Consider the following 11,528-nt stretch of genomic DNA (forward strand, 5'->3'; position numbering starts at 1 on the left):
CCCCATTGTCAACGTCGTGGGAAAGCGACCGACCTGGTTGGTTTGACGCAAAGCAAATTGCGTCCTGCTAAACCTGCTGTGCAGTATTTTTCCTGTCGTAGTTCTTGAGGGAATACATCCTTTCGTCGGCTGTCGCGACCAAATCTTCAAAACGAGTTCCATCCTGGGGCGAAAAAGCAAGCCCTACGCTGGCGGTCAATCTTTCACCGCGGGGAAGCGCTACTGAAGATAGGGCTTTATTAACCCGGTCTAAAATTATCTGCCGTTCGTCGGGCCCCACATTATAGCAAATCAGGACAAACTCGTCCCCGCCATACCTGATGACATAATCATCACGGCGCAGGTTAGCCTTGAGCGCTAACACCAGTTTTTTCAACACCGAGTCTCCGTATACGTGACCGTAACGGTCATTTACACTTTTGAAATTATCCACGTCTATTATGGCTATGGCGGAATTCTGCCCAAGGGGATTGCTACCTGGCCTGTTTGGTAATAACTGCTCGAAGTGTTGGGCCAAAAAACGGCGATTGTAAGCCCGGGTTAATGGGTCTACTACATTCTCGAAAGCCAGTTTGTCGATAGTCCTTGCCAGCTTTCTTACCCAAAAAATGCCTCCCAGAACTATCAGAAACGCACCGGCATCAAAAAAGACGTATTTAGCCGTATTGATAAACGCATTTTTGCTTCCGCTGACCACGGACACCAGGTCGAGAACCTCTCCGATCCAGTCCGTAAAAAGCCCGATAGTAAGAACCGACCAGCCTTTTCCTCGCGCTGACATCTTGTGGCGGTTACGGAAAAAAAGTATTATCAAAAAGAGGTAGAGGAGACACAGGCTTGTTCGGGCAAAGATTTCGAACAGAGAGCTATTATGTATGAGTCCAGTCATCATGCATAAACACGCTCAGCTTTCTTTATTATCCCTAATCATCCCTAGCATTCGTTGGGCGAAGCCTCTAGCCAGAAAGATTGTGATGCAGTTAGCCAATTTAGTCAATAATGGTATTCGATACGAAGAGTCATATATCCTTTCTCACGGGAAGTTTTTTCATATAAATTTAAATTGGCAAAGAAGGGGTCTAACAACGTGGTCGTCATTTACGGTAAGGTTGAGCTTCATCTTCCCTACTCCCAATCACTCAAAGAGAAGCGCCAGGTCGTGAAAAGCATCAGCGACCGGGTACGCAAGAGGTTCAACATTTCTATTGCCGAGGTAGCAGGGCACAACCTGTGGCAAGCGAGCACCCTAGGCTTTTCGGCAGTCGCCAAGAGTTATGCCGAAACCGAAAGATTCGTGCAGGCTCTGAAAGAAACCCTCGATTTGCACGACGAGGAAGCTCATGTTATCGATTTTGAGTATGATTACGTGGGGCCTCAGCCATAACCGGTTCCTAACTGCTACGAGGTTCGAACTGGGGCAGCTTCATGTCAGAGCCGAGTTCTTCAAAAACTACTTGAACCGGCATTCCGGTATGTACTTCGTCTACCGGACAGTTTATTATGTTCGCCGACATTCTTGGGCCTTCTTCCAGTTCAACTATTGCGTATATATAAGGAACCTTATCGGCAAAAGCGTCCAGATCGGTGCGGTGGACCACGGTGTACGTGTAAATCTTCCCTTTTCCTGACGCTTTGACCCATTTTAGATTTTCTCCCCAGCAGTGCGGGCAGGCAACCCGGGGATAGAACGTGTGTGCTGAGCAGTCTTCGCACTTCTGTATCCACAACTCCTCTTGAGATGCCTTTTCCCAGTACGGTTTTGATACCGGGCTTGGCTGCGGTATAAACCTTCCTTCCATTGTTTCCCCTGCCCTTCCCCAATTTGTAACTAAAGTACTGGTAAGGTTGAGGTCCATCTAAGTTCAACTGCAGCGTCCGGATCTACGAGCGACAAACATTCCACAACTCCGCTTATCGCCAACAGCAAGCAGGAATTTCATAAACATAGCTAGAATTAGCGCTATACTGTGTATATCTTTCTTTTATTTTAATCGCATAATGGGGGGGAGTACAGGATGAATTTTGTTCCCAAAACGGAGATTGAGTCCAGGATAAATAAGTTTCAACGCCAGATGAAGAAAAGTGAAATGGACGGAGCCTTGTTGGTTTTGAATGCCGATGTTTTCTACTTCACCGGGACCGTACAGAACTCGGTATTATGGGTTCCATCAGAAGGTGAACCCGTTTTCATGGTCAGAAGGAGCGTGGAACGTGGACGCCGCGAATCTCCTTTAGCCCATATCGTACCGATAAAAAGTCCAAGGGATGTCCCCGAGGTTCTAAGCCGCTTCGGTTACACGCAGTCTGGGCGAATCGGGTTGGAATTGGACGTTTTGCCAGTCAATACCTTCTTTTTCTACCAAAAGCTGTTTCCTGACACCAAATTTGTGGATGTTACCCCAACGGTAAAAGACATACGGGCAATCAAATCCGCGTATGAGATAGAGTATCTACGTGAAGCCTGTCGGACGGTAGACAACGCGTTCCGAGAAATCCCCATGCTATTGCACGAAGGGATGACCGAACTCGAGCTGGCTAGTCAATTCGAAGCTGTTCTACGGAGGAATGGTCACCACGGGTATAACGTAATGCGGGCCTTTAACCAAGGGCCATCCATTGGGGTAACCTGCGCCGGCGAGAGCGGCGGTATACCTAGTTATATGGACGGACCTTTGGGCGGACCGGGACCGACTCCGGCTTTCCCCCATGGAGCCGGGTGGCGGACGATAAAGCGTAACGAGCCTATAATCATAGATTACGCCTGTACGGTAAACGGCTACACCGTAGACCAGACCCGGGTTTTCTGTATAGGGGAGCTGCCGGATTATATGGTCAAAGCATTTGAAGATGCCGTCCTGATACAAGAAGAGATACTGAAGCTGATAAAGCCAGGGACTCCGTGCGAAGAGCCGTATCTTCTCGCCTTGGAGTTGGCGGAAAAAATGGGCTACAAGGACAGCTTCATGGGACGCCCCGGGGACCAGGTGAGGTTCATCGGTCACGGAGTAGGACTAGAACTAGACGAAAACCCCGTTTTTGCAAAAGGTATCAAAACACCGATTATACCGGGAATGACGTTTGCGCTAGAGCCCAAATTCGTTTTTGCTGAGGGAGCCGTGGGTACGGAAAACACTTTCCTGATGACCGAAAACGGCCCGGAACGGCTGACCATTACCCCCGAAGTCATAACCTATTTGAAGTGATTCCTGCCGTCATGCGCTGAAGATTTTAAACCCTATGGGCGCTTTTCCCTAAGATGAGGCTGCATTGCTGGCTTAAGGCTCCGCCGTTACCGTTGACAAAGCACAGTTCATTCCGCTTTACTTGTCTTAGGCCAGCTGTTCCCCTTATCTGTCTTACCGCCTCCGTTACGTGAGACATCCCGCCAGCATATGAAGGCTGGCCCCAAGAGAGCTGCCCTCCGTGTGTGTTACAAGGCAGCTTTCCTTTGTAAGTAAGATCTGTAGTCTCTACAAAAGGTCCCCCTTCCCCTTTCGGGCAGAACCCTGCATCTTCCAGAGTCAGGAGTACGGTTATAGTGTAGCAATCATAAACCGACACGAAATCGACATCGCTGGGACTAACCCCTGCTTCCCTGTATGCGGTTTCGGCCGAGTACTTGATGGGAGTAACGGTAATGTCCGGCACTTGGGCTATAGAATTATGGGTGCAGAACTCCCCTGTCCCTAAAATGTATACCGGCGGTTGGGGCATATCCTTTGCGACTTCCGCAGCAGAAACCACAACTGCGCTGGCACCGCTGCACGGCCTGACTATTTCAAATAAATGCAAAGGTGAAACGATAACCGGAGAAGACAGGACTTCTTCTACAGTTAGAGGGTGACCGTAAAAAAGCGCTTCCGGACACGCACAAGCGTTGAAGCGCTGGTCCACAGCGATTTTGGCCAGTTGTTCGGGCTTAGTCCCGTACTGGTACATGTGTCTTTGGGCAGCAAGCGCGTAGGCGGAATTAAATCCCATCGGTCCGTATGGCAAGTCGAACTCAGCCTCAATGGTGGACATTACCGCTCTTCTGGCTTCGAGTGTATTGAAAATACCGGTATTCCAAACTCCACCGGTCAGGCAAAGCACATGCCGGCATTGACCAGTAGCAATAGCCATCGCTGCCCGCCGGATCGCACCGGTGGCGCTAGCCCCTCCCATTTCAATCAGATCCAAAAATGATGGGAATAATTGTAAATATTCTGCTACCTGCTGCGGCCACATGAAAGCCGGGTCTTCAGTCGGGGGCCCAACTATCAGCCCATCGATGTCATTCTTGGTGAGGCCCGCGTCCCGCAAGGCCAGGCTGGCCGATTGAGCTAAGAGACCGAGAGTGGTTTTGCCTTCAGCATCTCGAGAAGGCTTTAGCTCTCCCACTCCGGTAATGGCTGCTACCCCTCTTAGTTTCATCTCGACTCCCCCTCTCCTCTATTGCCAGAAAGAGCAACAATCGTTTTGCCATCACCACGCTGTTGGCTTCAAGTAGATGTTTCTAGTTTATGTTGCCGAATCCTTCTAATGAATCTAGATTCATACGTTGAACCTGAAGTGGATGATATCGCCATCTTGCACCAGGTAATCTTTACCCTCAAGCCGGAACAAACCTTTTTCTCTTACTCGGGCCATCGTTCCACAGGCCTCCAAATCTTCATACTTTACTACCTCGGCCCTGATAAAGCCCCGTTCTATGTCGGAGTGTATCTTTCCTGCTGCCTTGCGAGCGGGTGTTCCCTGAACTATGGTCCAAGCTTTCACCTCGTCTTCCCCTACTGTGAAAAACGAGATAAGGCCGAGCAAGCGGTAAGCAGCTTGGGCTAAGCGGACTATTCCCGGCTCACTTATACCCATATCGCGCATGAACAGTTCTCGTTCCTCGCCTTCCAACTCGGCAATCTCTGACTCTAGTTTTGCCGAGATCAATACCAAGGGGATTCCTCGGCGGCCAACATAGTCCAGTATCTCCTGTTTGTGGGGATATATCCCATCCTGAAAACTTGCTTCATCGAGGTTCAGAGCTACCAGGATCGGCTTTGCCGTTAGAAACTGGTAGGTCCTAAGCCAGGCTTGTTCTTCTGAGGAAAAGGTGATGTTCGATATAGGAGTTTCTTCTTCCAGCATCTTCTTTACGCGTTGCAGCCAGTTAAGTTCAGCTTCGTTTCTTTTCTTGCCTTGCTTGATGCGATCTATTCTTTTTTCTACCAGATCCAGATCGGCCAGCAATAACTCGTATTCGATGAACTCGAGATCCCTTAACGGATCTATACTGCCCTCAAGATGCGGAACATTATCATCTGCAAAAGCGCGAACCACATGAACCAGTGCATCGGTATCTCTTACAGACTGCAAGAAAACACTAGCTTCTTTTTCCGAGCCCGGAACCAAGCCGGGGATGTCGATGACTTCCAGCTGTGCGTAAGTCGTCTTGCGAGGCTGGTACAATCGCGCCAAGAAGTCGACCCGCCTGTCAGGTACCCGCACCACCGCTTTCTCAATCCTGGCACCGTAAGCTCCATTACCTCGCGCTTCGGTCAATAGTTGAAAAAGAGTCGTCTTCCCCGATTGGGGCAAGCCGACGAGCCCGAGCTGCATACGTACCTCCCTTTCTATTCCGAAAACAGAGCCATAGATATTAGAAACGACACCAAGTTAACATAATAGAACTATAGTAAACTACTCTGTCATATAGTGGTATTTATCTTCCATATTAGAGTCTATTAGAACGATATTGTAACTACTGACAGAACCAGGAACGTCATCATTATTAAGAGGCTAAGTCCCCAGATAAGATAAGCTGCCGCAGGAATGAACTGATATGCCCGGCTTGCGTTTCCGATGTTGAAAACCAGCACCCCCGCTCCTAAAGCGGGTAACAGGACCACCGTTCGCGAAGCTCCTGACCCCGGGAAGAACATAGCCTGGTAAAGGATTACACCCAAAAGGATGACCAGATTCAGGACATACAGGCTCATATAGACTATATCTTCGGTTAGTAACTTGCCTCGTACTTCTTCGCTCAAGCCGTCGCAGTTGATTTCTCTGGCCTCTTGCCCTGAACGGCGAGATACTTCAAGCAAGAACCCTGCTTCGTCAACCGGAGTGACGGCGAAGTTGCCACGGGGAGTTGCGAGCACAATCACGTTCCCCTTGACTCTGGTAGCATACATCTTGACCACGCCCAACCCCTTTAAGGTGTAGTTGCCTACCATGTATCCTGGCCAGCTGATTCCGCTGAGGTTGGCCAGGTTTTTGGTCCCAGTTACCCTAATAATATCGGTTATTTCCGACCACGGGATCCTGATCCTGCGGGTGGCCCACTTGATAATGAATTCGCTCTCACCAACTGTATAGGTAAGAGTAAGTAGGCCCCACAGTATGTACAAGAAAAAAAGAGCAAACAGGTATATCGGCACTAGGAGTAGGAACTTCAAAGTGCGTTCATCAGGTTGCACTAAGGAAAAGTTAATAGCCCAGATGACGGATCCGAAGCCGAGAACCCCCAACAACAACCCAACTAGAACTCCTACAGTCTTGTTCGGCTTGTAGTTCAACTCTGACTCCTCCTTAAAACATAAGTACTTTACTCTTTATACCTTAATCTTGGGTTAATCCCCAAAGCTGATCCCCACGGCCCGGGCAACCTGAATCATTTCATGATCAACCGGGACCTTTTTCAACTCGCCAATTGCGTCTTCGAGAGGCACGGTGGTTACGACCGAGCCTTGCAGGCTAACCATGCTTCCATAATTGCCAGCTTTCAGAGCTTTTGTTGCCGCTACTCCATATCTAGTGGATAAGATGCGGTCAAAGGCGTTAGGGCTGCCACCTCTTTGTAGGTGACCGAGAACCGTAACCCGTGTTTCCTTCCCGGTCAATCTTTCTATCTCCTCACCTACCTTATTACCTATTCCACCCAGCCTCACGGGATCGTGGCTCTCAGGAACTATTTTTTGAACAACCATTTCCCCGCCTTCAGGCTTGGCTCCTTCAGCAACCACTATAATGCTGAATTTCTTGCCAGTCAACGTGCGCTCTTCGATTTTTTCACAGATCTTCTCCAGCTTGAATGGTATTTCGGGTATGAGTATAACATCGGCTCCCCCGGCTATCCCTGCAGCTAAAGCGATCCATCCCGCGTACCTCCCCATCACTTCGAGAACCATTACCCGGTGGTGAGATTCCGCAGTAGTATGTAGGCGGTCTAGTGCATCCATAGCTGTGGCTACGGCCGTATGAAAACCAAAGGTGAGATCGGTAGCTGAAAGGTCGTTATCAATGGTTTTGGGGACCCCGACCACTTTGACCCCTTTTTGATGCAGCTGGTACGCTATATTGAGACTTCCGTCCCCGCCGATTACTACCAAAGCATCAATGCCGAGCCGGTCAAGGTTTTCCAGGACTACCGCCGACATATCTCGAAACTCTTTTTGGCCGTTTTCCTCGATGAGGAAATTGAACGGGTTATCCCGGTTCGTCGTTCCGAGGATAGTGCCACCGCGGTGAAGGATCCCGGAGACGGCCTGCAGGTCTAAGATGCGGTAGCGATTTTCGACCAAGCCTTTAAACCCGTCTTCAAATCCAATGACTTCCCAGCCGTAAAGGTTGATTGCAGACTTGGTTACGGCCCTGACCACGGCATTGAGTCCAGGACAATCTCCACCCCCTGTAATGACTCCGATCCGATGCATTCCTCTCACTCCTTTTTCCTCTACTTACCTTTCCTGGCAAGCCTGAATGAAACGGCGATAGGAGCGATCATAAGTACGTTCAACACTTGGCGGGAAAAAGCAGCCAGGCACTTCATTACGACGCCGATGATAGGCCACGCATTCGCAACACTTGCCTTTGCGGTGACAGACTTCATAAGTGCACGTACAGGTAAGTGCCAGTTTTTCTTGGTTACACTCCTTCACGATTTCACCTCTTTCCGCGCATCCATCAACACTTATTATAAAAGATAAAAGGGTGGTTTACCCACCCAAGTAATAATATAGTTCCCCTCGTGTATTTGATGCTTGCCTGAAAGGCCGCTCTTCTTAAGGCTTGGCCGCCAAAGTCAACGGTAGTTCTTTTGTACTACCGTTGCGAATCACCTTAACCGTTATTGTTTGTCCAGCTTTCTTGGTATCGAGGATAGTTTTCAGCCCGTCATAGTTATTCACTGTTTTTCCGTCAATAGCCGTTATAACGTCCCCGGTGTGTAAACCGGCCTTTTCGGCAGGGGTCCCCGAATAGACTTGGGCCACCAAAACTCCTTTGGTGGTACTGAGCCCGAGGCTATTGGCAGTATCTGCAGTTATTTCGCTAACCCCTATTCCCATGTATGCCCTTTCGACTTTTCCTTTACTAATCAGTTGATCCAGAACCTGCTTCGCCGTATTAATGGGGATAGCAAAGCCGATCCCTTGGGCCGAAGCATTAACTGCCGTATTAATACCTATAAGCTCTCCACTCGCTGACAAAAGAGGCCCGCCGCTGTTGCCGGGATTAATAGCGGCATCAGTTTGAATCAGGTTCCGGTATTGACGATCGCCTATGGTAACCGGACGCCCTTTGGCACTGATGACTCCGGCGGTAACAGTGTGATCCAAGCCATAAGGGTTCCCTATGGCTATAACCCAGTCTCCCACCCTAATCCGGTCTGAATCTCCCATCTTCAGCGCAGTATAGGTGGCCTTTTTCTGAAGTTTGAGAACCGCAAGGTCCAGCTCATAATCCTGTCCAACTATTGTCGCCGGAATAGGCTGGTCAAAACCGGCAACCGTGACCATGATTTTCACGGCGTTGTTTACCACGTGCTGGTTGGTCAAAACGTACCCGTCAGATGAAATAATACAACCGCTACCAATACCTGTTTCATAAGTAGACCGGGGAGATATACCGAACCTATCGCCAAAAAACTCTCTAAAAAACGGGTCGTCAAAAAACGGGTCAACATAACCGTTGTCTACGCGCACAGTCGTCTCAATATTGACAACGGCTGGGCTAACCTTTTCCACCATGTCAGCAATGCCGCTCGGACCCATGACCACATACTTGGTTGTTTCGCTCGATTCCTGGGCTGCCAGCTGTCTGGACTGGTTACCATTACCCTTCCAGTCGACCAGTTGATCGGGCATATTTACCCCTATCAATGCGCCAATAAAAACTCCGAGAACCAGGACGACCAAAAATCTAAGAACACTTGAGCTCTTTACATTAGCCAAAGCACTGAACCTCCTTCCCTTGCACCAAGAGAACTAACAGGTTTATCCTTGATGAATTTTACCACACTTTTGTTAAACTGAGGAGGTGCCACCGCCTCCCCTTTCTTTGCTCGGCTACCTATAAACTATAACCGTCTTTCCCGAGAATGCATATTTATACACAGCACAGCGATGAATAAATTGCATGAATATACACAACCGATGCCCGTCAATCCAACCGCCGAAAGCAGACGCGTAAACAGGTTATGGCTACGGAGACTCGTCTTAAACAAGTGTTTACATGCGGGCTGGTTCTTATGGCGGAGCATAAACAGAGAGGAAACATCAAACCCCTCAAATGAAGGTCAATGAACGTCAATCGGCTTGCAAAAAAGAAACAGGCCCAGGATTTCTGGGCCCGGTGGTTCCACCTATTTTAAGCTCCGGCAGGCTCATCTCGTTAGTAGGAAACATCTATTCTTTGTATGCTTGTGCGGTTACCCTCTTTTCGTAACGTACGATGTCAATTAAGGTGTTACGGTTGAGGTCGTCTACTACATAGAGAGTGCCGTGGGCACGGGCAGCCAACTCGTTGAGAAAGACTTTGTTGGACTCCAAACCAATGCAGACAAATTTGATTTTTGTATTCGCGATTTTTTTGGCAGCAGTCAGAGCGTCTTCCCTCGCATCTACTGTCCATAACGGGAAATTGGGCATTCCGTCGGTAATAAGGACCAGTAAAGGGTTGCTTACTCGCGAAGATTTAATGAGTTTGAGGCTGGTGGCGATGCCGTCTGCCAGCGGGGTAAGCCCTTCCGGTCGTATGCTGGCCAACCCTTTGGTGAGCAACTTGTGGTTGCGGGTGAACGGGACAACGACTTTGGCTTTTGTTTGCTGGAATATGACTACTGCCACTTTTTCTCTGCCCGTAAGCAGGAGATGTTCGGCCAGGTAGCACGCGGCCTGGCGCTTATCTCCGGCCATACTGGCACTGGCGTCAATCAAGAGGCAGACATCGATTGGCACGTAAGCCCGGCGGTCGTAGATGCGCATATCTTCTTTGCGTATAGTAAAATGTTTTTCTCCCCGGAGAAAGCAGCCTTTTTTGGCCTGGATAATAGTTTCGGGGACTGCTAAGTCGCCGGTTTGGGGACTTTGGGCGAGGGGGACGGTTTTATTGCGATTCGTAAACTGCACAGCGGAGGCCGTTTTTTCCCCTTTTCCAATCCTGTGGTAATACCTGGACCTTCCGGGAGACTTGCGAATGCTCCTTCTAATTTCAGCCTCGATGTCGCACTTGTGCTGGGACAAGTATTGGATGAGTTCCTTGCCTTCCTTGGTCAAAACCGGCCCAAACAGACTTTTCTTGAGAATCTCGAGGTCCTCAAGCTGTTCCAGGTATTCGTCTAAGTCCCCTACTTTGCGTTTTTGTTCCTCCCTGCTCTTGCGTTTGAAGATGTTGCTACCATAACTTTCAAGAAACTCCTGTAACTCCTCCGCGCTGGCGAACTTTTCAACCAGCTTCAGAAGCAACTGGTTTTGGTTTTCACGCAACAATAACGGGCTGTATTCTCCACCCTTTTTCTTCCAGGGCAGAATTAGATATCCGGCTAGGTTTTCTTGTTTGTTCTTTTCCCTGGTATGAACGATTCTCTTGACTTTACCAAGTTGAAGTCCAGCCTCCTCAACAGCTTCTTCCACGGCCTGGACTATAGGAAGAATAATCCCGTACTTTTCGCGTGTGAGGCTGGCCAAGATGTGAACGTGATTCAGTTTGGCCTCGGCTCCGGTTACCGGTTGAAGTTCCCCTTGAGACAGTTGATAAACCAAACCGCGTCCGGACTTTGTAACTACCTCAATCTTAAGAGCGTATTCCAGAACGTTTTTCATCTTTTCTTCTTCATTGAACTGCAGGCTGGGGTCCAGGTTAGTCAAATGAGTTTCGATGGCCCGAAAAACATGCCTGGATACCTGCCTAGGGTCTAGTGTTCCCGGCGAGTGATAAACGTCGATGTGTACCACTTGCCCAGTATCCACGAACCCACGGTACGTTTTGCCCGCATCTCGGTTCAAAAGAATTCGTACATGGCCCCTCCGTCCTGGTACTTGGGTGTGGGCTTTGAGGCTCACTACGGCACTCTCTCCTAGCCTCACCCCCTGCTCCTTCTCAAAATACATACCGAGATAATTCCCTACCAAGCTGGCAGTGTCAAACGCTTCGTTTTTTTCTTCCATCCTCATTCTCGTCATCACTCCCCAACCGGTTTCTGCCTCTGTGGTTCTTTGCCGTGGTTCAACAAAAATTTCCCAGAGGCATTGGTAGTTCGGTGCACTGCATCAGCT

At 49.2% G+C, this 11,528-nt stretch carries 11 protein-coding genes; 2 read left to right on the forward strand and 9 right to left on the reverse strand.

Going from position 1 to position 11,528, the window contains the following annotated elements:
- Positions 1–67: 67 nt before the first annotated feature.
- Positions 68–892 (reverse strand): GGDEF domain-containing protein, encoded by an 825-nt coding sequence (locus tag HPY90_RS06995; protein WP_287192849.1) that lies wholly within the window; start codon positions 890–892, stop codon positions 68–70.
- 195 nt (positions 893–1,087) lie between these two features.
- Between HPY90_RS06995 and HPY90_RS07000 the strand changes: the two genes are divergently transcribed.
- Entirely contained in the window at positions 1,088–1,384 is a 297-nt protein-coding gene (locus HPY90_RS07000; RefSeq protein ID WP_013175287.1) for a DUF503 domain-containing protein, read from the forward strand.
- Between the two features lie 7 nt (positions 1,385–1,391).
- Here the strand turns inward: HPY90_RS07000 and HPY90_RS07005 are convergent, their stop codons facing one another.
- Positions 1,392–1,799, reverse strand: coding sequence for a Zn-ribbon domain-containing OB-fold protein (locus HPY90_RS07005; RefSeq protein ID WP_013175288.1), 408 nt, complete (start codon positions 1,797–1,799; stop codon positions 1,392–1,394).
- A 216-nt stretch (positions 1,800–2,015) separates the two neighbouring features.
- On the opposite strand from HPY90_RS07005, the gene HPY90_RS07010 reads away from it, so the two are divergent.
- Positions 2,016–3,203 (forward strand): M24 family metallopeptidase, encoded by a 1,188-nt coding sequence (locus tag HPY90_RS07010; protein WP_287192854.1) that lies wholly within the window; start codon positions 2,016–2,018, stop codon positions 3,201–3,203.
- A gap of 25 nt (positions 3,204–3,228) precedes the next feature.
- Here HPY90_RS07010 and HPY90_RS07015 read toward each other — a convergent pair whose 3' ends face one another.
- The 7 genes from HPY90_RS07015 to HPY90_RS07045 all read right to left on the reverse strand — a co-directional run bounded on the left by HPY90_RS07015 (position 3,229) and on the right by HPY90_RS07045 (position 11,426).
- Positions 3,229–4,413, reverse strand: coding sequence for a thiolase C-terminal domain-containing protein (locus tag HPY90_RS07015; protein WP_013175290.1), 1,185 nt, complete (start codon positions 4,411–4,413; stop codon positions 3,229–3,231).
- A gap of 120 nt (positions 4,414–4,533) precedes the next feature.
- Positions 4,534–5,592, reverse strand: a complete 1,059-nt coding sequence (ychF, locus tag HPY90_RS07020) for a redox-regulated ATPase YchF (RefSeq protein WP_287192859.1) — start codon at positions 5,590–5,592, stop codon at positions 4,534–4,536.
- 125 nt (positions 5,593–5,717) lie between these two features.
- A complete protein-coding gene (locus tag HPY90_RS07025; protein ID WP_287192863.1) occupies positions 5,718–6,551 on the reverse strand; it encodes a PH domain-containing protein in 834 nt (277 codons plus the stop codon).
- A gap of 54 nt (positions 6,552–6,605) precedes the next feature.
- Positions 6,606–7,688 (reverse strand): 6-phosphofructokinase, encoded by a 1,083-nt coding sequence (locus HPY90_RS07030; RefSeq protein WP_287192865.1) that lies wholly within the window; start codon positions 7,686–7,688, stop codon positions 6,606–6,608.
- Between the two features lie 24 nt (positions 7,689–7,712).
- Complete coding sequence (locus HPY90_RS07035) at positions 7,713–7,913, reverse strand: DUF6485 family protein (protein ID WP_013175294.1); 201 nt, start codon at positions 7,911–7,913, stop codon at positions 7,713–7,715.
- Positions 7,914–8,036: 123 nt separating this feature from the next.
- The gene (locus tag HPY90_RS07040) at positions 8,037–9,206 is read right to left on the reverse strand and encodes a trypsin-like peptidase domain-containing protein (protein WP_287192869.1); all 1,170 of its coding nucleotides are present in this window, start codon (positions 9,204–9,206) and stop codon (positions 8,037–8,039) included.
- Between the two features lie 453 nt (positions 9,207–9,659).
- The gene (locus HPY90_RS07045; RefSeq protein WP_287192871.1) at positions 9,660–11,426 is read right to left on the reverse strand and encodes a vWA domain-containing protein; all 1,767 of its coding nucleotides are present in this window, start codon (positions 11,424–11,426) and stop codon (positions 9,660–9,662) included.
- Positions 11,427–11,528: the final 102 nt, after the last annotated feature.

Origin of the sequence: Syntrophothermus sp. (genome assembly GCF_013314835.1) — a bacterium.
GTDB lineage: Bacteria > Bacillota > Syntrophomonadia > Syntrophomonadales > Syntrophothermaceae > Syntrophothermus > Syntrophothermus lipocalidus.